The sequence below is a fragment of the Sphingomonas arantia genome, from assembly GCF_042682045.1.
In the GTDB taxonomy this organism is placed as follows: Bacteria; Pseudomonadota; Alphaproteobacteria; order Sphingomonadales; family Sphingomonadaceae; genus Sphingomonas_R; species Sphingomonas_R arantia.
In genome coordinates, this window is record NZ_JBHUGS010000001.1 from 579,815 (window position 1) to 605,004 (window position 25,190).

Here is a 25,190-nt window from a genome sequence, read left to right on the forward strand (position 1 = left end):
ATATAGGGGCTGGTCGTGACGCTATCAGCCCCTCTCCTTCAGGGTTGGGGTGGGGGCGACAGCCGATCACCCGCAGCGTTGTGGCTTTGACGAGGTCAGCCCCACCCCAACCCCTCCCCTGAAGGAGAGGGGCGAAGAAGTATAAGTCAGAACCCCTTGGCCACCCCGTCGCGCCTTGGATCCGCACCACCTTCGTATCCAGCCCCACGGCGCAGGATGATGTGGACGCCGCTGTTCTCGCGGTCGTCGGGGCGGAGGGTGATGCCGCGGGCGGCCAGGCCGGCGACGGTGGCGGGGGCGAACATCGCGGTGTCGCCGGAGAAGCGGTCGCCGCGGGCGACGAGGTTGGGGAGCGCGGCGGCGGCCTGTGCGCGGAGCTTCCAGTCGAGCAGTCCGACGATCGCCTTCAGATTATAGGCCTGGATCGCGGGGCCGCCGGGGGAGCCGGCCGCGGCGACGAAGGCGCGTTGCCGGTCGAGGATGATGGTGGGGGCCATCGAGGAGCGCGGGCGCTTGCCGCCGGCGACCGCGTTGGCGGCGGGGGTGCCGTCCGGGCTCAAGGGTGCGAAGCTGAAATCGGTCAGCTGGTTGTTGAGGAAGAAGCCGCCGACCATGCGACCAGAGCCGAAGATGCTTTCGACCGTCGTGGTCATCGACACGACGTTGCCGGCCGCATCGGCGATGACGAAATGCGTTGTGCCGCCCGGTTCGGCGGTGGCGTCAACACCGGGCGCGGGGGCGGCGGCGGGCTGGCCGTGGTCGGGCGCGGGGCCGGCGACGGTGCCGATCAAGGCGGCGCGTTTCGCCAGATAGTCGGGTGCGAGCAGGCCGGCGACCGGCACGCGGACGAAGGCGGGATCGCCGACGAAATAGTCGCGGTCGGCGTAGGCGAGCCGGCTGGCCTGCGCGATCTGGAACCAGCCCTGCGGATCGGCGGGGGTGCGGCGGTCGATGTCCGTCGTCGCGACGATGCCCAGCGCCTCCTGCAACCCGATGCCGCCCGATTCGGTGGCGGCGGTGCAGACGATGTGGACGCGGTAGGGGCGGCAGAGTGCCTCGGTGCGGCGCGGGCGGTAGGATTTGAGGTCCGCGAGCGTCATCGCGCCGGGCCGTGCGCCCTCATGCGTGCGGGCGACGATGGCGGCGGCGATCGGGCCGTCGAGCAGCCCGGCGGGTCCTTCCGCGGCGATCCGGCGGAGCGTGGCGGCATAAGACGGGTTGCGGAGCGTGTCGCCGGCGGCATAGCGCGTGCCGTCGGGCTTGGTGAAATAGGCGACCGCGTCGGGCGCGGCGGCTTGCGGTGCGCGGCCGTTGATAGCGGCACCCATGCGCGGGGGGACGACGAAGCCGTCGGTGGCCAGCCGGGCTGCGCGGGCGAACAGCGAGGGCCAGGGGCGCTTGCCGTGGTCCGCCTGCGCCATTGCCAGCATCGCGATCGCGCCGGGGACGCCGGTGGAGCGGCCCGACAGCAACGCCGAGCGGAACGGTTCGGGGCGGCCGTCCGCCTCGCTGAACAGGGCGGGGGTGGCGGCGGCGGGGGCGGTTTCGCGGCCGTCATAGGCGGTCACTTTGCGGGTCTTGGCGTCGTAATAGACCATGAACGCGCCGCCGCCGAGGCCGGAGCTTTGCGGTTCGACGAGGCCGAGCACCGCCTGCACCGCGACCGCCGCGTCGACCGCGCTGCCGCCGGCGCGCAGCACCTCCAGCCCCGCATCGACCGCCATCGGGTTGGCGGCGGCGACCATGGCATGGGGGGCGAGGGTGGTGTCGCCGGCGTTCGGGGCGGCGGGGGCTGCGACCGGTGCCGGGGTCGGTGCCGGAAGGTTTACCGTGCAGGCGGACAGCAGGAGGGCGACGGCGGGCAGGGCTTTCAGGATCATGCCGCAACGATAGTGCGAAGCCCGAAAAGGTCCACCGCGTTGCAGCATGCCGGAACCGAACCGCGGGTTCGACGCTTTAAAAGCCAGCAATACGGAGAGAATGAGCATGTTCGGGAAGATCATCGGAGCATTGGTGGGCCGCGAAATGGATCGGCGCGACGGCAGCGGCGGCACCAAGGGTGCGCTGCTCGGCATGATCGCCGGCAGCGGTCTGCGCCGGATGGGTCCGCTCGGCATGTTGCTGGGTGGCGGGTACGTCGCGAAGAAGGCGTATGACCGGCGCAAGGCGTCGCGCGGGCCGCGCAGCTACTGAGGCTGGCGGACCTTCGGGTTCAAGGAAAGGGGACCGCGGCGCGAGGGCGTTGCGGTCCCCTTTTTCTTAGGGTCAGAGTGCGCCCTGCCATGTGCGGATCGCATCGATCGGGGCGATGAGCATGACGATGTTGAGCGTCAGGTTATCGCGGATGAGGACCAGCGTCAGCAGCTCGAAGCCGATCGCGAGCGCGACGGTGATCGCGACCGGCAACCGGGCCGCCAGCACGAAGCCGGCCGCCATCCAGCCGATGTCGGCGACCGAGTTCAGCACGCTGTCGCCGGTATAGCCGAGCGCCATCGTCGCGGTGCGGTAGCGATCGATGACCGCGGGCGAGTTTTCAAGCAGTTCCCAGCCCGCCTCGATCGCGACCGCCAGGGTGAGGCGCGCGGGCAATTGCCAGCGGCGGAGCAGCGCGTGGCCGAGCGCGTAGAACAGGAAGCCGTGGATAACGTGGCTCGGCGTGTACCAGTCGGCGATATGTTGGCTGTTGCCCGCATCGAGCGCGGGGTGCCACAGGTCGACCGTGCCGCAGGTGCAGATCGGCGGGCGGCCCATGGCGAGCAGGATCGCGGCCGCCAGCGCGACGATCGCGGCGCTGGCGAGCGTGCCGTAGAGGGTCGGGCGGCGGGCGGGCGAAGCAGTCATGCGCGTGGTGATGCACGAGGCGGAGCGTGGCGGCCAGACGGCGCGTCGTGGCCGATCCGGCAATCGCCGATTGACGGGGGGGGCGTGCCCGCGCCAAGGATGGGGCCATGCACGATCCGAACGATACGCCCGCCCTGCCGCAGCGGCGCCGTCCGCATGACATCGAGCATCAGCGCCGTGGGCTGTTGTTCGTGCTGTCGTCGCCGTCGGGGGCCGGCAAGTCCACCATCGCGCGGATGCTGCTGGAGGCGGACGAATCGATCGCGATGTCGGTGTCGGCCACGACCCGGCCGATGCGCCCGGGCGAGGTCGAGGGGCGCGATTATCACTTCGTCGATACCGCCGAATTTAAGCGGATGGTGGCGGACGGCGAATTCTACGAATGGGCGCATGTCTTCGACCACCGGTACGGCACGCCCAAGACGCAGGTCAGCACGATCCTGGACCGCGGGCGCGACGTGTTGTTCGACATCGATTGGCAGGGCGCGCAGCAGCTGTTCCAGCAGGCCGGCGGCGACGTGGTCCGCGTCTTCATCCTGCCGCCGTCGGTCGAGGAACTGAACCGCCGCCTGGCCGCGCGCGGAACCGACAGCGCGGAGGTCGTCGCCGGCCGCATGGCGCGCGCGGCGAGCGAGATCAGCCATTGGGACGGGTACGACTATGTCCTGATCAACGACGACGTGGAGCGCTGCTTCGCCCAGGTCCGTCTGATCCTGCGCGCCGAACGGCTGAAGCGCAGCCGTCAGACGGGGCTGATCGGCTTTGCGCGTGGTTTGATGGGCGGGGGGTAGGGTTTGGCGGGTGTCCGGGTTTGGTAGAAAGCGGCCTGTCCGCTATCGGGCAGCGATTGTTGTAAACGGCCGTTCGTTCAGATGGCGGGGCAGAAGCGCATGCTGCCGCTTCCTGGTGGAAAGCGGAACCGCCGCTTTCGGGCGCCAATTCGACATGACCGGCCGTTCGTTCAGTCGGAGGTGCAGCGGCAGCTACGAGGGATCGTGCACGTCAAGCACATCCAGACCATGTTGATGGATGGCGAGGATCTGCCGTACGGCCCTCGAACTACGCCTCAGCCTGCAGGCGATGCTCAATTATAGGATGCGCGCCGCGCAAACGCGGGACGAGGTCTATGTTTGCGCGCTGCGGCAGGCGAGCAAGGTATCAATCTAGATCGGCTGGCTCGTTCGGCGTCGCCTGTGCGTGCCATGTTCGAGTGTTATGCGTGCACTCTGCCTGTCGGCCAGAGCGAGCCTACCACGATTATGATGCTTTGGTGGCCGCCACTGACGACACCTGATACGTGCTTAACGCCGCGAGGCTGGCGTCAAATCTGCGTCAGCGGTTTTCGGGGCAACAGCGGCTGAGGAATCGATATGAAGCGGGGGACGGGAGAAGGTCTGGAATCGCGTCTTGACCCGTCGCTGATCGACCCGTCGCGTGACGTCATGTATCTCGAACCCGCGTTCCATGCCGCGTTGAACGTCCACGGCAAGTACGAGACCATGCGTTTCGTCCTAAGTCTCAGCCCTCGCAATCACGAACTGATCGATGGCATTGAGAACGGCGTGTACGACTTGGGGACGATATCGCCTGACGCATTGCAGGCCTATTCGACCTACCTGCATGAGACCGTTCACTGGTGGCAGCATGTGGGCTCGACGTCCGGGCTGATGCAGCCTGAGCTACCTTGCCCAATCGCATTCCAGCCTGGCATTCTTGCGCGATGCACTGAAGACATTCGGCCCGATTAAGCCGTTGAAGCGGTGGGCGGACGAAACGCTGATAGCGCGGGGACCGTCAGCGCAACCGATGCTGGCCGACGCGAACGTCGCGATCAACAACGCCTTGGACGTTGAATATTACAAGCAATACGCGATGGCGCCGCAGATCACGGCCAGACGGCTGTTCGATCAGCAGCATTTCGAGTGCGTCGGCCATTGCTACAACATCGCTGTGGGGCAGCTACTTGGCATGATCGCCCATGAAATCGATCCGGAATTTTCGTTCATTCCGGACGGCAAGGCATGGGAAGACGATTTTCGACGTCTGACGAGGTCACGTCACGAAGGCTTTTATCACGGATCGCCATTACGCGTTCCGCCGGTTGGGCTGCATGCGATTTACGAAGGCCAGGCGAGATTTATCCAGCTTCAGTTTCTCGACGGTATTCGCAAGGCCCTTTTGCTGCCTACGATCACCTCTCGACCTACCTGCAGGCGATCTTCGGTTTCCTTGGCGTCGAGGATGTCAAGGTGATCCGCGCGGAAGGCGTTGCCTACGGACCGGAGCAGGATCAAGCCGCGATGGCGAGCGCCGTTGAGAGGATCAGGGCACTCACCACTGCTGCCTGATTATAGCTTGAGACACCCCAGCCAGTCACGGAAACCGAGCCGTGGCTGGCCTGTCCGGTTCGGGCGCGGCGCTGCCTCAAGTAGCCGAGATATCAGCAAGGATAATTTAGCAGGAGGGTCCCTCTCTTACAGCCGTCACGACCCATACGAGTGACTTTGTGGAATGCAGTCTCGTCTTCGCGCCCAATGTCCGCCCGCGATAACCGCCCGAGCGCCCCTTTGCCAAAAGCTGAACGAACGTTCGTTTATGATGGAAGGCCATATCAAGCTGAATTTTGGCTTCTGGGTCGCCTGCGAACCGAATAGTCGGGCGATGCGCGTAGGATCTATGTCATGGACGCAAAGCTGAGTGGTGGGGCGGATCGCGCACGGGCGCTGTCGCTGTTCGCGGCGGTGGTGGAACATGGCAGCTTTTCCGCGGCGGGCCGGGTGCTGGAGATGAGCCCGTCGGCGGTGAGCCGGGTGGTGGATCGGATCGAGGCGCGGCTCGGCGTACGGCTGCTGTTGCGCTCGACCCGTGCGCTGTCGCTGACCGCGGAGGGGCGGGTGTATCTCCAGGCGGCGCGGCGTATCCTGGCCGATCTGGACGAGGCGGAGCAGGAGATCGCCGATCGCGGCGTACCGCGCGGGCGGTTGCGGATCAGTGCTGCGCTGTCGCACGGACGACTCTGCGTCGTGCCGCTGCTGGGCGAGTTCGCGGCGCTGTATCCGCATATCCTCGTCGATTTCGCGTTAACCGATGCGGTGGCAGACGTGGCGGGCGGGGAAGCGGATGTCGCGATCCGCTTCGGGCGGCTTGCAGACAGCGCGCTGACCGCCCGCAAATTGGGTGAGACCGGGCGCGTCGTGGTCGCATCGCCCGACTATCTTGCGGCGCACGGGACGCCGGACACGCCGGAGGATCTGCACCGCTTCAACTGCCTGAACTTCAATTTCCGCCGGGTCGAGCCGGTGTGGCCGTTCCGGCGCGATGGGCACGACTTCGAACTGTCCGTGAAGGGCAGCATCGAGGCCAACAACGGCGAGACGCTGGGCCAATTGGCGGCGGCTGGCGTCGGCGTGGCGCGGGTCGGTCGGTTCAGCGTTGCGCCGGAACTGGCGGACGGACGGCTCGTGCCGATCCTGGAGGCGTATAATCCCGGTGACGTCGAACTGATCCACGCGGTGTTCGTCGGCGGCGCAAGCATGCCGGCGCGCGTGCGGGTGTTCGTTGATTTCCTGGCAACCCGCCTGCGGTGAAGACAGCAGCTCATCTGTTCGACGGAGCAAACTCGCATCAACGGGTCTCCGAACCTGGGAATGCCGAAAGTGTGAGGCGATGGCAGCTTCTAAGTTCAGTCAGGGAGGAGGGTCTACAATGGTGTGAGCAGATTTCCGCTAAGCTGTAGCTGTTCGATGTCACGCCTGGGGGGCGCGCCGAACAGGCGCGCGTACTCGCGGCTGAACTGCGAGGGGCTTTCATAGCCGACGGCGAAGCCCGCGCTGCTCGCGGTCATGCCCACCGACAACATAAGGCGCCGTGCCTCCTGGAGGCGCAACTGCTTCTGATATTCCAGCGGCGTCATTTTCGTCACGGCCCTGAAATGTTCATGCAGCGACGACGGGCTCATGCCGGCAGCAGTGGCGACGTCCGAAACCCGAAGCGGCTGGTCGAAGCCTTTGCGGATCGTGGCGATTGCGCGGCTGACCTGGTTGAGGTGGCTGTCGGCCACCGCCATGTAGCGGAGCGCGCGGCCGTGCGGGCCGGTCAGCAGACGATACAGGATCTCCCGCTCGATCAAAGGCGCGAGCGCCGGGATGTCGTCGGGCCGATTCAGCAAGCGCATCAGTCGGCATGCGGCATCGATGAGATCGTCGTCGCTGCGATATACCGCAAGAGCCGGCAGGTCGGCTCTGGGTGCCCGACCGCCCTCCGCCAGGATGAGGTTTGCCAGCACCGCCTGGTCGATGTCGATCTTGCAGCAAAGGTAAGGGGCAGTGCGATCCGCCACGATGACATGCCCGACGAGCGGCAGGTCGATCGAGACCAGCAGATAATGCGCGGCATCGTAGACCAGGCTCTGCTCCCCCAACGACACTCGCTTGGCGCCCTGGGCGATAATGCAAACCGAGGCGTCGTAGACGGCCGGCAAGGGCACGGTCGGTTCATCAGCCCGGAAAAGCGAGAGTCGTTCAACGCGCGTGCGTGCCATGCCGGTCTTGGGCACATGACGCGCAACAAGCGCGGCGAGGTCTGCGATCGAGCTCATGCTGGCACTGTGTTCGCTGTGGCCTGTCCTCGCAAGGATCGCAACATCGTTTCGGAGGATCGTGCAATGATCTCGGGCGATCATTGTCACGCTTGCGTTGCGTCTGGGTCCATCTGCGCTCTGCCTCAGGGCGACAGAAGGGAATCACTATGAACGACGTCATCGACAAGACCGTGCTGATCAGCGGTGCCTCCAGCGGCATTGGCGAGGCGACCGTGCGCGAGCTTGCAGGCAAGGGTGCGCGCCTCTTCATCGGCGCGCGCCGGACCGACCGCCTTGAAGCGCTTGCGGCAGAACTTGGTGCCAATGTGGCGTGGCATGCGCTGGACGTGACCGACCCGGCAAGCTTTGCGGCCTTTGCCGTTGCAGCGGAAGACCGGTTCGGGCGCATCGATGTGCTCATCAACAATGCTGGCGTGATGCCGTTGTCGCCACTCGCCCTGCTGAAGCAGGACGAGTGGACGCGGATGATCGACGTCAACATTCACGGCGTGCTCAATGGGATCGCTGCCGTGCTGCCGCGTTTCATTGGGCAGGGATCGGGCCATGTCGTGAATGTCGCATCGATCGCCGCGCATACCGTGATGCCGAGCGCAGCCGTCTACTGCGCGACTAAATACGCGGTCTGGGCCATCACCGAAGGGCTGCGCCAGGAGCATGATGACATCCGCACCACGATCATTTCGCCCGGGGTCGTGGCAACCGAACTTGGCAACGACATAACCGACCCCGATGTTGCCGCGGCGCTGACCACTTGGCGGCAAAAGTCGCTGACTCCAGACGCGATTGCGCGGGCAATCCGTTACGCGCTGGAGCAGCCCGAGGGTGTCGACATCAACGAAGTCATCGTCCGCCCGACTGCAGCCGGCATGTAGGGGGCGGCGCGGAGTGCAGTCCGGGCGGACTTACCGACCGCCCGGTCGCTGTTAAGATGAGGGCATGAAGCGCGCCGGGTGAACGACCATCCGTTTTGGAGAAGCGTAAACGAGCTCGTGAATGTCTGCTATTAGGTCGGATACGACTGAAGTCGGGGAGGCCTAGCCTATCGCTCTGCGTCGTGCGCCGCGACGTGGCGCGGATCGTCGCCAGCCACAGCGTTTCCCACGCCGCCGCCTCCAAATCTGCCGTCATCATCCATGGGCTGCTGCCGCGCGAGCAGGCACCCGGCGCGAGAAAAATCACGATGGGATACTCGAACGTCGGGTGGTTCTCTCAGCCTTTCCGCTTGCCGATGATCCCGCAAACGGGAAGGAGTGTAGCATGAAAATCCAAGCTGCCGTCCTGCGTGCTCGTGGCGCCGCTCCGCCATATGCGGATAGCAAGCCGCTCCATATCGAAACGCTCGATCTCGATCCGCCGGGCAAGGGCGAAGTGCTTGTCCGCATCGCCGCGGCGGGGCTGTGCCATTCCGATCTTTCGGTGATCAACGGCGACCGTCCGCGCCCACTGCCAATGGCGCTCGGTCACGAAGCTGCCGGCATCGTCGAGGAGCTGTGCGAGGACGTGAATGATCTTACGATCGGCGATCATGTCGTGATGGTGTTCATGCCGAGCTGCGGGCATTGCCTGCCCTGCGCCGAAGGACGTCCGGCTTTATGCGCGCCGGGTGCGGCGGCGAATGGCGCGGGAACGCTGCTCGGTGATGGCGTGCGGCTGCATGGCGAGGGCGGTGCTGTCCATCACCATCTCGGCGTTTCCGCCTTCGCGAGCCATGCCGTCGTCTCGCGGCGTTCACTGGTCAAAGTGGACAAGGAATTGCCGTTGCACGAAGCAGCGTTGTTCGGTTGCGCCGTGCTCACCGGGGTCGGCGCCGTCGTCAATACCGCCGATGTAAGGGCGGGGCAGACCGTCGCGGTGATCGGGCTGGGCGGGGTCGGCCTCGCGTCAGTGCTGGGCGCAATCGCGGCCGGCGCAGCGCACGTGATTGCGGTGGATCTGGCCGACGACAAACTGGCGTTGGCGAGCGAACTCGGTGCGACCGCGGTGGTCAAGGCCGGCCCGGATGCCGTCGACACAGTGCGGGCGCTGACGGGTGGCGGGTGCGACGTGGTGCTGGAAATGGCCGGCTCGGTCCGCGCGCTGGAAAGCGCCGTGGCGATGACGCGCCGTGGTGGAACCACCGTCACTGCCGGATTGCCGCCGCACAATGCGAAGCTGGCCGTCAACGTGATGGCATTGGTAGCGGACGAGCGCACCTTGAAGGGCAGCTACATCGGCACCTGCGTGCCGACCCGCGATATCCCGCGCTACGTTGCTCTGTACCGCGCTGGGCGCCTGCCGGTGGACAAGCTAGTCAGCGGCTATCTGCGGCTGGACGAGATCAACGCCGGTTTCGATGCGCTACAAGCCGGCCGTGCGGTGCGCCAGATCATCCGGTTCGACGTTGACACGCCGCGCGTCATTGCGTCCTGAACACGATTGATCAGATGATAAAATGTTCGTTCGGAAGGATGAATGAACGTCCGAGGAAGCACGGAAGTCAATCTGAACGTCCGGCATTGGGTCGGAGCCGACGTGCGAAGACTTGTTAGCCTTTCAACGACCGGCTTGCAGACACCCTCATGAGTCAACCGTTCGGACCGGACAGACTGGCAAGACCAGCTCGAAGAAGGTGGAAAGCGACGATGCACATGACGCCAGTTGGACCAATCATCCTTTTCGACGCTGAGTGCGTGCTCTGTTCTGTCAACGCGCAGTTTGTGCTGCGTCATGACAAAGTTGGGCGCTTCCGCCTTGCTTCGATGCAGGGTGAGATCGGCGCAGACCTGTACCGGCAGAACGGGATGGACCCGCACCAGCCGCTCAGTATCCTCCTGATCGACGGGAGCGAGATTCGTCAGGATAGTGACGCCGTGCTTGCCATTTACGAGGGGCTCGGCTTTCCGTGGCAGCTTGTCGGCGTGTTGAGGGTCGTGCCAGCCCTTGTTCGCGATCCTATTTATCGGTGGGTCGCGCGAAACCGTTATCGCCTGTTCGGTAAGCGGGATACGTTCTGGGTTCCCTCTGCCGAGCATCGAGACAGGTTGCTGTGATCTGGCCGGCGTGGCCGCGCCGAGGAAAATCCTGATTCTAGGGGGGCTATGGCGTATTTGGTGGGTCCCTTGCAGCGTAGCTTTCCGATCCAGTCGATCTCGATCTCGTCATTGTTGGTCGTGACCTCCGCGGCGTGGAGGCTTTCTGCGCGGCTTGGCAGGGGCGGGTACGCGTCGAGCCGGTCGCGCTCGATCGCGCCGACATTGCTGCGGCACCGCTGCCAGCGACTATCGCGAAGAAAACGGACACGTGGCGCAGCGGCTTGTGCGCAACCATGACGGGGATCGCACTGGCTACCTAGCTGCGATCGGTTTCGAACAGGCGCAGGAAATAGCGCGTGAACCGCACGGCATCGGCGTCGACACCATCCTCGTCAGTCGGTTCCACGCCCCAAAGCCGCTTGTTCTGCCGGTTGGCGCAGAAGCCGATCAGGGTCTGCGCCATCCGGACCGTATTCTCGTCGCGCAACCGGCCGGCAGCAACCTGATCGCGCAGATAGTTGGCCAGCGCGGTCTCGATCCGCATCGCGGCCTGTTCGTAGAAGATCCGACCGAGTTCCGGAAAACGCCCGCTCTCCCCGACGATCAGCCGCCATGCCGCGACAGTATCGGGCAGCGCCGTCGTTTCCATGAAACACGCGCAGAACACCGAAAGTGTCCGTTCCAGGTCGGCCGGTTTCTGCAGCCCACCCTCCAACTCCGCACTGAACGCCGACGTCAGGTCCTCGATGACGGCCGCGAAAAGCTCCTCCTTCGACCGAAAATAGCTCCACAGCGTCGCCTTCGACCCACCCAGCGTCTTGAGCAGGCCGGACATCGACGTCGCCGCATAGCCGTCGTCCAGGAACGCCCGGCGGGCCGCCTCGATGATCGCCTGTCGCCGGTCCTGTTTGTTCGACTCTCGCCTGCCGACCGGGCGCTCGCTTGCTGTTTTTTCCATAGCTGTACTCTAAGGTACATTTTCTCGTTGACAAGGCTCCGGTGCATCTCCAATTAGAAACTGTACCCACTAGTACGGCTTTGCACATGACCCGCATGATCCTGCCCCACGCTGTCCGCATCCTTCCGGCGCTCATGGTCCTATCCGCCTGCGCCTCGGTGCCCCGGCTTGGCCCGGCGCCCGTTGTTGCGCCACCGTCGGCCTATGCCGCCAGCCGGAGTCTGGCGGGCGACGCACAAGCCGCATGGCCCGACACCGCCTGGTGGGAGGCCTATGGCGACCGGCAACTCGACGCGCTGATCGCCGAGGCGCTGGCCGGCAGCCCGGATCTCGCCGTCGCGACCGCGCGCGTCCGACAGGCGGAGGCCTATGCCCAGCAGGCCGGGGCCGCCCGCCTGCCGACGCTCGACGTCTCGGGCAGCACGGGCATCGCGAAGCAGAGCTACAACAACGGCATCCCCGCCGAGTTCGTGCCGAAGGGCTGGAACGACAGCGGGCGGGTCGAGGCCGATCTGGGCTTCGATCTCGATCTGTGGGGCAAGAACAAGGCGTCCTACGCCGCGGCACGCTCCGATGCGGAGGCCGCCCGGCTCGATCTCGCCCAGTCGACGCTGACGCTGTCGACCAACATCGCGGACGCCTATGCCGACCTGGCGCAGCTGTTCGCGCAGCGCGCAGTGCAGGTCAGCGCGCTCGACATCCGCCAGCAGACCCGACAGCTGACTTCCGACCGCGTCGCCGCCGGCCTCGATACCCAGGCGGAGCTGAAACAGGCGCAGTCCGCGGTCCCGACCGCCAACGCCGATCTGGCCACCACCGACGAACAGATCGCGCTGACCCGTAACCGGATCGCGGCACTGCTCGGCAAGGGGCCCGATCGCGGGCTGACGATTACGGCGCCAGCCACCACGATTATCGCGCACGGCCTGCCTGCGAACGTCACGACCGCGTTGATCGCCCGCCGGCCGGACGTCATCGCCGCGCGCACGCGGGTCGAGGCGGAGGCGAGCCGGATCAAGGTGGCGCGCGCCGATTTCTACCCGGCGGTCAACCTGTCGGCGATCTTCGGTTTCCAGTCGCTCGGCCTCGGCAACCTGTTCAAGGGCGGATCGTCGTTCGGCAGCGCAGGCCCGGCGATCAGCCTGCCGCTCTTCCGCGGCGGCGAACTCCAGGGCAAGTATCGCGGTGCGCGCGCCAACTACGACGAAGCGGTCGCGACCTATGATCGCACCGTCACCGACGCCTACCACGCCGTCGCGGACGCCGTCGTCAGCCAGCGCGCGCTCGGCACCCGCTTGGCGCAATCGCAACAGGCGCTCGCCTACGCGCAGGCCGCGTACGGCGTCGCGCGCGAACGTTACGAAGGCGGCCTCTCGCGCTTTACCGACGTCCTGACCGCGCAGGACCGCGCGCTCCAGACGCGCCGGACGGTGTCCGACCTCCAGGCCCGCGCCTTCACGCTCGACGTCGCGCTCGTCCGCGCGCTCGGCGGCGGCTTCTCCGATCCCGCTGCGGCTGCCGCAGCGATCAGCAAGGACCCGAACCATGGCTGACGCAGACGCCACCCCGATCACCGCCCCCAGGACCGAGACCGAAGCCATGCCCGACCCCGCCGCATCGTCGAAACGCAAGACCCTGCTCACCGGCATCGGCGCGGCCGTGCTGCTCGGCGGTGCGGCCTATGGCGGCTGGTACGCCGTGGTCGGCAGCCACTTCGTCGAAACCGACAATGCCTATGTCGGTGCCGACACCGCGCAGGTCACACCCATGGTGCCCGGCCAGACGGTCGCGGTGCTGGCATCCGATACGCAGACCGTCCGGAGCGGCGACGTGCTCGTCCGGCTGGACGACCGCGATGCGCGGATCACGCTGGCGACCGCCGAGGCGGATCTGGCCAAGGCCCGCCGCCAGTTCGGTCAGACGGCCGCGACCAGTGGCGCCTTGTCGGCGCAGCTGCGCGCGCGCGCAGCCGACATCGTCAGTGCCCGGGCCCAGCTCGCCTCCGCCCAGGCGGCCCTGTCCAAGGCGCAGGTCGACTATTCGCGCCGCCAGAAACTCGTGGCGAACGGCGCCGTTTCGGGCGACGAACTGACCAGTGCGACCAACGCGCTGGCCGCGGCGCAGGCCACGGTCGAACAGGCGCGCGCCGCGGTCGCGCAGGCCGGGTCGCAGCGCGGCGCCGCCGCGGGCAATCTCGCCGCGAACCAGGCGCTGATTGAGGGGACGAACGTCGGCACCAGCCCCGACGTCCTCGCCGCGGAGGCCAAGGTGCGCCAAGCCGAACTCGATCTCGACCGCACCGTCATCCGCGCGCCGATCGACGGGGTCGTCACCAATCGCGCGATCCAGGTGGGGCAGCGCGTCGCCCCCGGCGGCACCGTTATGCAGATCGTGCCGCTGACCCAGCTCTACGTCGATGCCAATTTCAAGGAAGGCCAGCTGACGAAGGTCAAGCCGGGCCAGCGCGTGACATTGTCCGCGGACCTCTACGGCGACGACATCGCCTATCATGGTCGCGTGGCCGGTTTCTCGGGTGGCACCGGAGCGGCCTTCGCGCTGATCCCGGCGCAGAACGCGACCGGTAACTGGATCAAGGTCGTCCAGCGGCTCCCCGTCCGGGTGGCGCTCGATCCGAAGGAGCTGGCCGCGCACCCGCTGCGCGTCGGCCTGTCGATGACCGCGAAGATCGACACGTCGCAGCAATGACGGACCGCTAACCGCATCCGTCACGAACGAGCTTGTCGCCTGCCGTCTCCCCCGAACGTCAGGGTCCGGCCATCCCCCAGGGCCGGATCCGGGGCAGGTGACGAGGGGGTGGGTGAGGGCCGCCGAACGGCGGTTCTCACCCGCTTTCCCCAAACGGCGTCGAGGACGCGCGCAGGAGTATCGCCGCGATGACCACCACCGACGAATTCGAACCGCTGACCGGCGTCACGCTGCTGCTCGCCGGCGCGGTGCTCGCGCTCACCAACTTCATGGTTGTGCTCGACACGACGATCGCCAACGTGTCGGTCGCGCATATCTCCGGATCGCTCGGCATCTCCTCGTCGCAGGGGACGTGGGTCATCACTTCCTACGCGGTGGCGGAGGCGATCTGCGTGCCGCTGACCGGTTGGCTCTCCGCGCGTTTCGGCGCGGTCCGCACCTTCGTGCTCGGCATGATCGGTTTCGGCGTCTTCTCCGTCCTGTGCGGCCTGTCGAGCAGCCTGACGATGCTGGTGGTCTGCCGCATCGGCCAGGGTTTTTGCGGTGGCCCGTTGATGCCGCTCAGCCAGACGCTGCTGCTCCGCATCTTTCCCAAGGAACAACAGGGCCAGGCGATGGGCATGTGGGCGATGACGACCGTCGTGGCACCGATCCTCGGGCCGATCCTGGGCGGCACGATCAGCGACAACCTGTCGTGGAACTGGATCTTCTTCATCAATATCCCGGTCGCCGCGCTGTGTGCGTTCGGCGCGTTCAAACTGCTCACCCCGGCCGAAACCCGGACAGAACGCATGACGATCGACACCGTCGGCCTCGCGCTGCTCGTGATCTGGATCGCGGCGTTGCAGATCATGCTCGATCTCGGCCGCGAACATGACTGGTTTCAGGACGGTTTCATCGTAACGCTCGCCATCGTCGCGGCGATCGGGCTTGCGGTGTTCGCCGCCTGGGAACTGACCGATCGGCAACCGATCGTCGATCTCCGCGTGTTCCGCCACCGCGGGTTCACCGTTGCGGTGCTAAGCCTGTCGTTCGCATTCGCCGCCTTCTTCGCCTCCGCCGTGCTGATCCCGCAGTGGCTGCAATCGAGCATGGGCTATACCGCAACCTATGCCGGCTATGTCACCGCGTTCACCGGGGTCGGCGCGGTCATCATGTCGCCGATCGTCGCCAAGCTGCTGGAAAAGGTCGATCCGCGCGGCCTGGTGTTCTTCGGCATTCTCTGGATGGGCGCCACCACGCTCCTCCGCGTCCACTGGACCAGCGGGTCCGATTTCTGGACGCTCGCCGTGCCGCAGATGCTGCAGGGGATCGGCGTACCATTCTTCTTCATCCCGCTGACCACGATCGCGCTGGGGGCCGTCGACCCAGAGGAGACCGCGTCCGCCGCCGGCGTCATGAGCTTCATGCGCACGATGGCGGGCGCGATCGGGACGTCAGTCTCGACGACGCTCTACTACAACAATGCGGCGGTCGCCCGCAGCGAGATCGTCTCGAGGCTCCACAGCGACGCGACGAGCACTGCGTTGCAGGCGAGGGGCTTCTCGCTCGGCCAGGTCCGCGGCCTGATCGAACAGACGGTGATGCCGGAAAGCTACGTGCTGGCGATCAACCACGTCTTCCTGCTGTCGGCGATCGTGTTCGGCGGCGCCGCGCTGATCATCTGGCTGTCGCCGCGTCCGACCCGCGTCATCGAAGCCGGAGCGGCGCACTGATGCCCCGCGCCATCGTATCGCTCGATCCGGCCAGCGTCGCGTTCGGGGCCGACCTGCTGCAACTGGCCGGACCCTTGCGCCAGCGGGCATATCGATTGACGCGCGACGCAACGCAGGTGGAAGACCTGTTGCAGGACACCATGACACGCGCCTGGTCGGCCCGGCTCAGCTTCCAACCGGGGACCAGTCTGCGCGCGTGGACATACACCATCCTGCGCAATGCCCATCTGAACGCGCTCCGTCGGTCCAGCCGCGTCGTCGAACTGGACGCACGCGAGACGGAGGACCTTGGTGCGGTCGCCGCCGGTCAGCACATCCATGTCGAATTGCAGGAGGTGCTGCGCGCGATGGATGACCTGCCGGCGGATCAACGTGCCGCGCTGTCGGCCGTGGCGCTCGAAGGGCTCGACTACGAGTCCGCCGCGGACCGGCTGAAGGTTCCGCACGCGGCACTGAAGAGCCGGGTCCACCGGGCCCGCGCCGCGCTTCTTCTGCTGATCGAGGCGGGCAGGACCGAAGCCGCCGTCCGGTCGCGACCGGTTGAGACCGGATCGTCATCCGCCGCCCGCGCCCGCGCCCCGGTCCGCGGCCTCTGGACCGTCGCCAAACTGACCGGCCGGCCATTGTGGATCGGTTGATGACCCGTGTGAAGCGGCTGGGCCGCGCGTGTGCCGGGCGGATCGCGGCGCTTTGCCTCGGGCTCTGCATCGCCGGTTGCGCAACCGTCGCGCCGCGGACGCCGTACACGCTCGCCGACGCCTCGGCCGCCAGCCCGATGGCGGGCCATCCTGTCCGAATGTGGGCGCGCGGTGACACCGTCAGATACGATCAGGTCCGCGATGAACTCGTCGCCCAGCGCCGGCGCGTCGGCCTGCCGCCGCCATCGACCATACTTGCCTTGTCCGGCGGATCGGACAAAGGCGCGTTTTCCGCGGGCCTGCTCAACGCCTGGACCCGACGCGGCGACCGGCCGCAGTTCGATGTCGTGACCGGTGTCAGCACAGGCGCGCTGATCGCCCCCTTCGCGTTCCTCGGCAGCAGCGAAGACGCAACCTTGACGCAAATCTATACCCATGTTTCGCAGGCCGACATATTCCGCAAGCGCGGCATATTGGGCGCACTCGGGCAGGCCGGCGTTGTCGACACGACGCCGTTACAGACGCTGATCGCGCGCTACATAACTCCCGCCTTCCTCGACCGCATTGCCGCCGAACATCGACGCGGCCGCCGCCTGTTCGTCGTGACGACCAATCTCGACGCGCAACGCGGGGTCGTCTGGGACATGGGAGCAATCGCAACCGATCCATCGCCGGATCGTGCGCGCCTGTTCGCCCGCGTCCTGCTCGCTTCGTCGAGCATTCCGGGTGCATTCTCGCCCGTGCTGATCGATGCCACCGCAGGGGGCCGACATTTCAGCGAAATGCATGTCGACGGTGGGGCGGTCGGCGGGTTTTTCGCCGTGCCCAGGACAATTCTGAGCGAGAATGCCAGCGTCGTTCTGGCGCCGGATACGAGAATCTACGTGCTCTACAATGGTCGGTTGAACCCGACGTTCAAGGTCGTGAGAAAACGCATCCTGAGTGTGGCGGGTGGTGCGCTCGCAACCTTGCTTGGCGAAATCGACAGAAACGCTATCGATGAACTGCGCGATTTTGCTCGCGGCGCGAAAGCGCACTTATCAATATGCTCGATCGAAGATGACCTGCCGAGTGACGAAAAGCCGGTATTCGATACCGTTCGAATGCGCCAGCTCTACAGATTTGGCGAGCAAGCGGCCACGATCCCCCATTCATGTCTGACGCCGTGATAGCATTTTGCTACGGTCTTCACTTATAGGCGGGCTGAGACCATGGTTGTCGCGCGGCGATCAGGTCAATGACCATGAAGCATTTCCCAATAAAAAGGCTGCATATCCTGCCACGGCCGCAATAATCGGGCTTTCCGATGGCGATGGTGTCACCTGCATATTCTGCTTGATTTAGGACAATGACATTACTGGCTTGGCGAAAATCAGCTGGAATGGACGCGGTCGGTGAATCTGTCGAGCGGGAACGGGTCGGTTTGAGGCTGGGTCTGGGCAAGAACCGGGGTTGTTGCCAGAAGAGAGGCGGTGGCGAGCAGTCAATGACGCATGAGACGTCCTCTCGGAGCGGTACGATGCAGGTTCACCCTGCATGTTGTCCTGGCACGTACGTTGGGCCGCATCGGAGGGTGTCCAAATTCGGTTTCAAAGACTATGTTCCGGTCCGATCAGCGAGACCGCACTACCGTGTTCGGCAAAGCGCAAAGAAAAGCCGTGCAGGTCCGCAATCGCCTTGACCAGGCTCAGCCCAAGACCTGCGCCCTCGCGGTCATGCCGGCCGCGATAGAAACGCTGCGTGACCAACGGGCGCTCGGCAATCGGTACGCCGGACCCTTCGTCGGTGACGGTGATGACCGCCGCACCGTGATCCTGCCGGAGCGAGAGCGTCACGCGTCCGCCGGGCGGTCCGAACTTCATGGCGTTGTCGATCATGTTCGACATCGCCTCGATCAGCAGGCTCGCATCGCCCTCGACATCGCCCACCGGTTCGATTTCGCAGACAAGGTCGATCCCGCGGTCCTCGGCCGTCGGGCGGTGCAGCTCGCAGGCGTCCTCGGCCAGCTTTGCGAGATCGACCGGGGCAAATCGGCTGCGGCGGGCGTGGTCCTCGAGCTCGCGGACGCGGAGTAGCGCGGCAACGATGCCGAGCAGCTGATCGATCTCGGCAAGCGCGGCGTCGCCCGTCGCCTCGACGGATGCGGCATCGTCGGCATCACGCAAGCCGCGTTCGAGCCGCGCGCGCAGGCGCGTGAGGGGGGTGCGGAGCTGATGCGCGATGTCGTCCCCCACGCCGCGCACGTCGAGGACGAGCGCCTCCAGCCGATCGAGCATCACGTTGATATGGGCGCAGAGCAGGCCGAAACTGTCAGGATGCCGTCCGACGGGGAGGCGGCGTTCAAGATCGCCCGCGACGATCCGTTCGGTCAGCGCGCGGACCGCATCGACCTGTCGCGCGGCACGGCGACCAGCGAACAGGCCGACACCGATCGCGAGCAGCAGACCGGGGATCAGCCCGAAGGCGACCGACCGTTCGACGACGTGCAGCGCCTCCTCCGAATCGTCGAGATCGACGCCGGTGAGCAGGCGCGTACCGTCGGGCATCGGACAGACGACGAGCCGCGCGACGTCGCTGGTCTTGCCGGGTAGCTCGGTCGGCCGGACCGGCGCGACGAACGAGGCGGCACCTGGCGTGTGCGGCGGCAGGACGGCGACATTACCGTCGATCAGCGTGCCGTGCGCATCGAACAGCGCGAGGAAGCGGTCGCGGTGGATGTCGCGGGTGAGCCAGTGGCGCAGCTCCGATCGCCTCGTATCGGGGGACAACTGGGCGAGCACGCGGCAGTCCTGTGCAAAGCCGCGCTCCGCCTCGCGCCGGTGACTGCCGGATGCGAGCATCCAGAACAGCGCGGCCAGCACGATCGACTGGACGATCAGCATCCCGGCGATCGCACCGCCCCAGCGCCAGGTCGCGCGGGCGCGCGCGCCGGTCCGGTCAGCCGGCAATATCGAAAACATAGCCCTGCCCACGCACGTTGCGGATCAGTTGCGGTTCGCCGTCGGCATCGACCTTGCGCCGCAGGCGGCCCATGTGGACGTCGACGACGTTGCTGTTGGGTTCGAAGGTGTAGCCCCAGACGTCCTGCAGCAGCATCGAGCGGGTGACGATCCGTCCCGGCCGGCGGACGAGATAGTCGAGCAGCTTCAGTTCGCGCGGCAGGAGATCGAGCGCGCGGCCGGCGCGCGTGCCGCGGCCGGCGAGCAGGTCGAGGTCTAGCGGCCCGACGATCAGCCGGTTTTCGCGGGTTTCGTTCGGGCGACGGAGCAGCGCCTGGACGCGCGCAACCAGTTCGACAAGCGCGAACGGCTTGGGGAGATAGTCGTCGCCCCCGGCGCGCAGGCCGCGGACCCGGTCGTCGAGGCTGCCGAGCGCGCTCAGCACCAACGCGGGTGTGCGACGCCCCTCCGCACGCATTCGGGCGATCAGGTCCAGCCCCTCTCCATCGGGCAGCTGTCGGTCGACGATCAGCAGGTCGACATCCGCGTCGCGCACAGCAGCGAGCGCTTCGGCGACGTTGGTCCGGTGTGTGACCGCGTAACCGCTGGCGGCGAGTTCGAGTGCGATCTCGTTCGCCGTCCCTGCGTCGTCTTCGATCAGGAGTATCCGCGGCATCGCCCTGCTTCGCCGAATGTCCGCGCTCGCGTCAACTGAATAGCAGTTCAGACTATGAACCCGGATTTAATCGACGAGGGCGCGTTCACCTGCGTAGCGAAGGATCACTCTTCGTCGAAAGCAAAGCATGCGAACCAGCGTCATCGCGCTCCTGGTGGCCGCGATCCCATTACCCGCCGCGGCCCAGACGACGGGTCTTTCACTCGATCGGCTGGTCCAGGATGTCGTCGCGAACAACCCGGAACGACAGTTCTACCAGCGTCAGATCGAAACGGCCGGGGTCGAGCGGTCCGCTGCGGGGCGTTGGGCGGATCCGGAGGCCGTCGTCGAGTTCGGCCAGCGCACTGCCGACGACCGCACGACCGGTGCGCCGCTTGGCGACGGGCTGACCTATACCGTGTCGATCGTCCAGCCGATCGAGTTCGGAGGACGGATCGCACTGCGTCGTGCGATCGCAGACCGGCAGGTGGGGCTAGCGAAGATCGGCCTCGAACAGTTCGACGCGACGCTGGCGGCACGCGCGCGGACCCTCGGCTACGCGCTGTTCGCGGCGGACGAGAAGGCGGGAGTGGCGCGCACCGTGGCGCAGCGGATGCGCGAGCTGGCCCGCGTCATCGTCGCGCGTGATCCGGCGGGGCCCGCGCCGCGGCTGGAAGCGGCGTCGTTGCAGGGCGGCGCGATCAGTGCGGAGCGGACCGCGGCCATCGCCGACGCGGAGGCGAACTCCGCGCTGTACGAGCTGAACCAGTTGCGCGGGGCAGCGTTCGCGGCGCGCCTGCGGATCATCCGGCCGGACATGAGCCTGCCCGATCTGGCGTCCGGCCAAGCGCTGGCCGAGCGCGCCAGCGCCAACAACTTCGAACTGCAGGCGTTGCGCGCGCAGTTCGAGCAGCAGGGGCTGCGCGTCGATCTGGCGCGCCGGGCGCGGTTCCCGACGGTCGGTGTCGGGCCTTATTATGATCGGGCGCGGTCCGATATCCGCGAAACGAACTACGGCGTCCGGCTGTCGACGACGATCCCGCTGTGGAACCGGCAGGCGGGCGACGTGGCGATCGAGCAGAGCCGGCAGGCGCAGGCGAACGCGACGCTGCTCAACGCGGAACGGCGCATCGCGCGCGACGTGTTCGACCAAGCGGCGCAATATGAAGCCAAGCGGCAGGCGCTGGCGAAATGGGACGGGGCGTCGCCGCAGAGCTTTGCCAGCGCCGCGGAGGACGCAGACCGCAACTACCGGCTCGGCGCGATCCCGCTGACCACCTACATGCAGATGCAGCAGACCTATGTCGAGGCGACCAACGCGGTCCTCGATACGCGGCGCGAGGCGATGGCAGCGTATCTCCAGCTGCGCACGCTCAACGGCGGCAACGCGCTCGCTCGATGATCGCGGCGCTGCTCGATTTCGTCACCCGCCGCCGGCTGGTGATCGCGGCGATCACCGCGGTCATGGCGGCGATCGGGCTATGGTCGTTCGCCACGCTGCAGATCGACGCGATCCCGGATATCACCGGCGTCCAGGTGCAGGTGAACACGATGGTGCCGTCGCTGGCGCCTGAGGAGATCGAGCGGCTGGCGACGTTGCCGATCGAGCGCGCGATGGCGGGGCAGGCGGGGCTGACCGAGACCCGCGCGCTGACCAAGACCGGCCTGAGCCAGGTCACGTTGCTCTACGCCGACGGCACCGACCAGATGCGCGCGCGCCAGCTCGTCACGGAACGGCTGAACGCGGTACGCGACCAGTTGCCGCCCGGTACCACGCCGCAGCTCGCGCCGATCACCACCGGGCTCGGCGAGATCTATTACTACACGCTCGAGTGGAAGCGTCCGCCGGCAGGGATGGATGCGCAGCGGCAGCTGATGGAGCTGTATGAAGCGCAGGAATATACCGTCCGCCCGATGCTCCGCGCGGTAACCGGCGTCGCCGACGTCAACACCAATGGCGGGCTGGAGCAGCAGTATGTGGTCGCGCCGGATCCGATACGCCTGACCATGCACGGCGTCACTGCGACCGAACTTGCCGAGGCGGTCGGCAAGAATGTCGAGAATGCCGGCGGCGGCATCATCGCGCGCGGGGCGGAGCGCTTCACCGTTCTGACCAATGGCCGCGTCACCAATGCGGCCGAGATCGGTGCGATCCCGGTCAAGTTCGCCGCCGGTGTGCTACCGCTGCAGGTCCGCGACCTGGCAAACGTCGTGATCGGTGCGGCACCACGGCAGGGAGCCGCCACGCAGAGCGGGCGCGAAACCGTGCTGGGCACGGTCATGATGCTGGTCGGACAGAACAGCCGCGAGGTCGCGCTGCGCGCCCGGGACACGCTTCCCGACATCCAGGCGGCGCTGCCCAAGGGCATGGTGATCGACGAGCAATATAGTCGTGCCGATCTGGTCGACCGCACCATTTCGACGGTCGCGCGCAACCTGGGCGAAGGCGCGCTGCTCGTCGCGCTGGTGCTGCTGGTCGTGATGGGGAACTGGCGCGCAGCGCTGATCGTGACGCTCGTCATCCCGCTCGCCTTTCTGGTCACGGTGACGGGGATGAACGCGATCGGGGTGTCGGGCAATTTGATGAGCCTGGGCGCGCTCGACTTCGGGCTGATCGTCGACGGGGCGATCGTGGTGGTGGAGAACAGCCTGCGGCTGCTTGCCGAGCGACGGCGCGCCAAGGGCGAGGACCTGACGCCCGAGGAGCGCCGCGCGACTGTGGCGGATGCAGCGCGCATGGTCGCGCGCCCGACGATCTTCGGCATCGCGATCATCGCGCTGGTCTATGTGCCGGTGCTCAGCCTCGGCGGGGTCGAGGGCAAGCTGTTCCAGCCGATGGCGCAGGCCGTGATGCTGGCGATCGTCGCCGGGCTGGTCTGGACCTTCACGATTGTGCCGATGCTGTCCGCATGGCTGCTGCGCGCTCCTGCGAGCGAGCAGCAGGACGGACGGCACAAAGGACTGATCGGGTATGCCGAGCGGTGGTATGTACCAACGCTCGAACGGGCGATCGGACATCCCTGGTTGCTGATCATCGGGGCGGTGCTGCTGCTGGGCCTGACCTTCGGCGTGTTCCGCACGCTCGGATCGCAGTTCACGCCGCAGCTCGACGAGGGCGCGATCACCGCGATGGTCTATCGGCCGGTCGGCATGTCGCTGGAGCGCAGCCTTGCGATCGAGCAGGCAACGGAACGCGAAATCCGCCGCCAGTTCCCGCAGGTGACGCACACCTTCTCGCGGATCGGCACGAGCGAGGTCGCAACCGACCCGATGCCGCCGAACGAGAACGACCTCTATATCTTCTATGGCCCCGAAAAGGACTGGCCGCAGGGCGACGGCAAGCCCGCGACCAAGGACGAGTTGATCGCCGGTATCCGCAAGGTCGGCGAGCGCGTCTACGCCGGTCAGACATTCGAGTTCGCGCAGCCGATCGAGATGCGGTTCAACGAGATGCTGGAGGGCGTGCGGGCCGACGTCTCGGTCAAGATTTTCGGCGACGATTACGACGTCCTCGAACGCGTGGCGAGGCAAGCCAAGGCGATCCTCGAACGGCAGAAGGGCACCGAGAGCGTCGAGTTCGAGACGGCGGGGCGGCCGAAGAGCATCGTGATCGAACTGAACCATGCCGCCCTGCTGCGGCTCGGACTGAGCACCGCGGAGGTCAACAAGGCGGTCACTGACGCGATCGCCGGGACCGAGGTCGGCTTCATCCCACACAACGAGGCGCGGCACGCGATCGTCGTGCGGATGCCCGAAACCTTGCGCGCGAACCCGTCCGCGATCCTCGCACTGCCGCTCCGCGTCGGCGAGTACGGGATGTTGCCGCTGTCGCGCGTCGCGCGGCTGCGCGAGATGCGCACTGTCGAACCGATCCTGCACGACAGCGGCAATCGGCGGGCGGCGCTGATGGTCAGCCTGAACACCAGCGACCTTGCCGGCTACGTCCAGGCGGCGCGCGCGGCGGTGGACGGTCAGGTCAAGCTGCCGCCGGGGTACCGGATCGAGTTTGGCGGCCAGTTCCGCCAACTGGAAGCCGCGCAAAAGCGGCTGTCGATCGTCGTGCCCGCCGCGCTGCTGCTTATCTTCCTGCTCGTTTACGCAGCGCTCGGCAGCGTGAAGGAGGCGGCGATCGTCTATACCGGCATTCCGTTCGCCGTGACCGGCGGCGTGCTGGCGCTGTGGTTGCGCGGCATGCCGTTCTCGATCACCGCGGCAATCGGCTTCATCGCGCTCTCCGGTATTGCGATGCTCAACGGGCTGGTGCTGGTCGATCACATCAACTCGCTGCGCGACGGCCGCGATGGTGACGCGCTGCCGGTTGATGACGCGGTCCGCCAGGGCGCGGGCGACCGGTTGCGGCCGGTGCTCTCCACCGCGCTGGTCGCGGCGATCGGTTTCGTGCCGATGGCGATCGCGAGTGGAGCGGGGGCGGAGGTGCAGCGTCCCCTTGCCACGGTCGTGATCGGCGGGATCGTCACATCGACCGTACTAACCCTGCTGCTGCTCCCTAGCCTCTACCGCCTGATTGCAGGCCGCAACGCACCCGAACATGAGGAGGCAATTGCATGATCCGTCACGGAGCGATCGTTCTGGTCGCCGGACTCGTTATCACAGCACCAGTACCAGCCGTTGCGGGGACGCGGGGCTGGGCGAAGGCGAGCGGCATCGGCCGAACCCTGCTGGTCGGCACCGCTCTGGGCGTTCCTGCGGTGCAGGGCGACTGGCGCGGCGATCTCGAAGCCGGGACGAGCCTGCTGGCGGCAGGCGGCACGACCTATGTTTTGAAAGAGCTGATCCACGAGCGCCGGCCCGACGGGAGCGACAACCGCAGCTTTCCGTCGGGTCATACGTCGGTGTCGTTCGCCGCGGCGGCGACGCTGGAGAAGCGCTACGGCTGGAAGGCCGGCCTGCCGGCCCTGGCGGTTGCCAGCTTCGTCGGGCTCGCCCGCGTCCAGGCAGACAAGCACTATGTCCACGACGTCCTGGCGGGCGCGGCGATCGGGAGCATGAGCGGTCTGCTGCTGACCAGCCGGAAAGATGATCGAGTGAGGCTGACCCCTTGGTCGACGCACGGCGGTGGCGGCATCGACGTAGCGTTTCGGTTTTAGCCCATTTACCTCCACGCTG

Annotated in this window: 23 protein-coding genes; 17 read left to right on the forward strand and 6 right to left on the reverse strand. The window is 66.5% G+C overall.

What is annotated here, in order from left to right:
• Positions 1-146: 146 nt before the first annotated feature.
• Positions 147-1,880, reverse strand: a complete 1,734-nt coding sequence (locus tag ACFSGX_RS02820) for a gamma-glutamyltransferase family protein (protein WP_380927311.1) — start codon at positions 1,878-1,880, stop codon at positions 147-149.
• A gap of 106 nt (positions 1,881-1,986) precedes the next feature.
• Between ACFSGX_RS02820 and ACFSGX_RS02825 the strand changes: the two genes are divergently transcribed.
• On the forward strand, positions 1,987-2,193 hold the full coding sequence (locus tag ACFSGX_RS02825; protein WP_380927313.1) for a hypothetical protein: 207 nt from the start codon (positions 1,987-1,989) through the stop codon (positions 2,191-2,193).
• 72 nt (positions 2,194-2,265) lie between these two features.
• Here ACFSGX_RS02825 and ACFSGX_RS02830 read toward each other — a convergent pair whose 3' ends face one another.
• Positions 2,266-2,841 carry a DUF2585 domain-containing protein gene (locus tag ACFSGX_RS02830; protein ID WP_380927315.1) on the reverse strand — a complete coding sequence of 192 codons (576 nt, stop codon included), beginning with the start codon at positions 2,839-2,841 and terminating at the stop codon, positions 2,266-2,268.
• 107 nt (positions 2,842-2,948) lie between these two features.
• On the opposite strand from ACFSGX_RS02830, the gene gmk reads away from it, so the two are divergent.
• The 5 genes from gmk (at position 2,949) to ACFSGX_RS02855 (ending at position 6,428) form a co-directional block, all read left to right on the forward strand.
• The gene (gene gmk / locus ACFSGX_RS02835) at positions 2,949-3,632 is read left to right on the forward strand and encodes a guanylate kinase (RefSeq protein WP_380927316.1); all 684 of its coding nucleotides are present in this window, start codon (positions 2,949-2,951) and stop codon (positions 3,630-3,632) included.
• A gap of 579 nt (positions 3,633-4,211) precedes the next feature.
• The gene (locus tag ACFSGX_RS02840) at positions 4,212-4,589 is read left to right on the forward strand and encodes a hypothetical protein (protein ID WP_380927318.1); all 378 of its coding nucleotides are present in this window, start codon (positions 4,212-4,214) and stop codon (positions 4,587-4,589) included.
• Complete coding sequence (locus ACFSGX_RS02845) at positions 4,555-5,094, forward strand: hypothetical protein (RefSeq protein WP_380928258.1); 540 nt, start codon at positions 4,555-4,557, stop codon at positions 5,092-5,094. Before ACFSGX_RS02840 ends, ACFSGX_RS02845 begins: the two co-directional genes overlap by 35 nt.
• Entirely contained in the window at positions 5,058-5,189 is a 132-nt protein-coding gene (locus ACFSGX_RS02850) for an NADPH-dependent FMN reductase family protein (RefSeq protein WP_380928214.1), read from the forward strand. The genes ACFSGX_RS02845 and ACFSGX_RS02850 overlap by 37 nt, the downstream gene beginning before the upstream one ends.
• 333 nt (positions 5,190-5,522) lie before the next feature.
• Positions 5,523-6,428 carry a LysR family transcriptional regulator gene (locus ACFSGX_RS02855; RefSeq protein ID WP_380927319.1) on the forward strand — a complete coding sequence of 302 codons (906 nt, stop codon included), beginning with the start codon at positions 5,523-5,525 and terminating at the stop codon, positions 6,426-6,428.
• A gap of 113 nt (positions 6,429-6,541) precedes the next feature.
• Here the strand turns inward: ACFSGX_RS02855 and ACFSGX_RS02860 are convergent, their stop codons facing one another.
• Complete coding sequence (locus tag ACFSGX_RS02860) at positions 6,542-7,438, reverse strand: AraC family transcriptional regulator (RefSeq protein WP_380927321.1); 897 nt, start codon at positions 7,436-7,438, stop codon at positions 6,542-6,544.
• Between the two features lie 149 nt (positions 7,439-7,587).
• On the opposite strand from ACFSGX_RS02860, the gene ACFSGX_RS02865 reads away from it, so the two are divergent.
• The 3 genes from ACFSGX_RS02865 to ACFSGX_RS02875 all read left to right on the forward strand — a co-directional run bounded on the left by ACFSGX_RS02865 (position 7,588) and on the right by ACFSGX_RS02875 (position 10,470).
• On the forward strand, positions 7,588-8,313 hold the full coding sequence (locus tag ACFSGX_RS02865; RefSeq protein WP_380927323.1) for an SDR family oxidoreductase: 726 nt from the start codon (positions 7,588-7,590) through the stop codon (positions 8,311-8,313).
• Positions 8,314-8,641: 328 nt separating this feature from the next.
• Positions 8,642-9,850, forward strand: a complete 1,209-nt coding sequence (locus tag ACFSGX_RS02870; RefSeq protein ID WP_380927325.1) for a zinc-dependent alcohol dehydrogenase family protein — start codon at positions 8,642-8,644, stop codon at positions 9,848-9,850.
• A gap of 212 nt (positions 9,851-10,062) precedes the next feature.
• Positions 10,063-10,470: a thiol-disulfide oxidoreductase DCC family protein gene (locus tag ACFSGX_RS02875; RefSeq protein WP_380927327.1), complete on the forward strand. Its 408-nt coding sequence runs from the start codon at positions 10,063-10,065 to the stop codon at positions 10,468-10,470.
• Positions 10,471-10,768: 298 nt separating this feature from the next.
• On the opposite strand, the gene ACFSGX_RS02880 is transcribed toward ACFSGX_RS02875, so the two are convergent.
• Positions 10,769-11,410 carry a TetR/AcrR family transcriptional regulator gene (locus ACFSGX_RS02880; RefSeq protein WP_380927328.1) on the reverse strand — a complete coding sequence of 214 codons (642 nt, stop codon included), beginning with the start codon at positions 11,408-11,410 and terminating at the stop codon, positions 10,769-10,771.
• Positions 11,411-11,496: 86 nt separating this feature from the next.
• On the opposite strand from ACFSGX_RS02880, the gene ACFSGX_RS02885 reads away from it, so the two are divergent.
• The 5 genes from ACFSGX_RS02885 (at position 11,497) to ACFSGX_RS02905 (ending at position 17,638) form a co-directional block, all read left to right on the forward strand.
• Positions 11,497-12,963 carry an efflux transporter outer membrane subunit gene (locus tag ACFSGX_RS02885; protein WP_380927330.1) on the forward strand — a complete coding sequence of 489 codons (1,467 nt, stop codon included), beginning with the start codon at positions 11,497-11,499 and terminating at the stop codon, positions 12,961-12,963.
• Positions 12,956-14,116 carry an HlyD family efflux transporter periplasmic adaptor subunit gene (locus ACFSGX_RS02890; RefSeq protein WP_380927331.1) on the forward strand — a complete coding sequence of 387 codons (1,161 nt, stop codon included), beginning with the start codon at positions 12,956-12,958 and terminating at the stop codon, positions 14,114-14,116. Before ACFSGX_RS02885 ends, ACFSGX_RS02890 begins: the two co-directional genes overlap by 8 nt.
• A gap of 188 nt (positions 14,117-14,304) precedes the next feature.
• Positions 14,305-15,831, forward strand: a complete 1,527-nt coding sequence (locus ACFSGX_RS02895) for a DHA2 family efflux MFS transporter permease subunit (protein ID WP_380927332.1) — start codon at positions 14,305-14,307, stop codon at positions 15,829-15,831.
• A complete protein-coding gene (locus ACFSGX_RS02900; RefSeq protein ID WP_380927334.1) occupies positions 15,831-16,469 on the forward strand; it encodes a sigma-70 family RNA polymerase sigma factor in 639 nt (212 codons plus the stop codon). Before ACFSGX_RS02895 ends, ACFSGX_RS02900 begins: the two co-directional genes overlap by 1 nt.
• Complete coding sequence (locus ACFSGX_RS02905) at positions 16,469-17,638, forward strand: patatin-like phospholipase family protein (RefSeq protein WP_380927336.1); 1,170 nt, start codon at positions 16,469-16,471, stop codon at positions 17,636-17,638. The genes ACFSGX_RS02900 and ACFSGX_RS02905 overlap by 1 nt, the downstream gene beginning before the upstream one ends.
• Positions 17,639-18,058: 420 nt before the next feature.
• On the opposite strand, the gene ACFSGX_RS02910 is transcribed toward ACFSGX_RS02905, so the two are convergent.
• Positions 18,059-19,417, reverse strand: a complete 1,359-nt coding sequence (locus ACFSGX_RS02910) for a sensor histidine kinase (protein WP_380927338.1) — start codon at positions 19,415-19,417, stop codon at positions 18,059-18,061.
• Positions 19,407-20,084 (reverse strand): response regulator transcription factor, encoded by a 678-nt coding sequence (locus ACFSGX_RS02915; protein WP_380927340.1) that lies wholly within the window; start codon positions 20,082-20,084, stop codon positions 19,407-19,409. The genes ACFSGX_RS02910 and ACFSGX_RS02915 overlap by 11 nt, the downstream gene beginning before the upstream one ends.
• Positions 20,085-20,211: 127 nt before the next feature.
• Between ACFSGX_RS02915 and ACFSGX_RS02920 the strand changes: the two genes are divergently transcribed.
• From ACFSGX_RS02920 to ACFSGX_RS02930, 3 genes are read left to right on the forward strand one after another with little or no spacing between them, the layout of a single operon-like run.
• On the forward strand, positions 20,212-21,465 hold the full coding sequence (locus ACFSGX_RS02920) for a TolC family protein (protein WP_380927342.1): 1,254 nt from the start codon (positions 20,212-20,214) through the stop codon (positions 21,463-21,465).
• Entirely contained in the window at positions 21,462-24,632 is a 3,171-nt protein-coding gene (locus tag ACFSGX_RS02925) for an efflux RND transporter permease subunit (protein ID WP_380927344.1), read from the forward strand. The genes ACFSGX_RS02920 and ACFSGX_RS02925 overlap by 4 nt, the downstream gene beginning before the upstream one ends.
• The gene (locus ACFSGX_RS02930; protein ID WP_380927345.1) at positions 24,629-25,171 is read left to right on the forward strand and encodes a phosphatase PAP2 family protein; all 543 of its coding nucleotides are present in this window, start codon (positions 24,629-24,631) and stop codon (positions 25,169-25,171) included. The genes ACFSGX_RS02925 and ACFSGX_RS02930 overlap by 4 nt, the downstream gene beginning before the upstream one ends.
• The last annotated feature ends 19 nt before the right edge of the window (positions 25,172-25,190 follow it).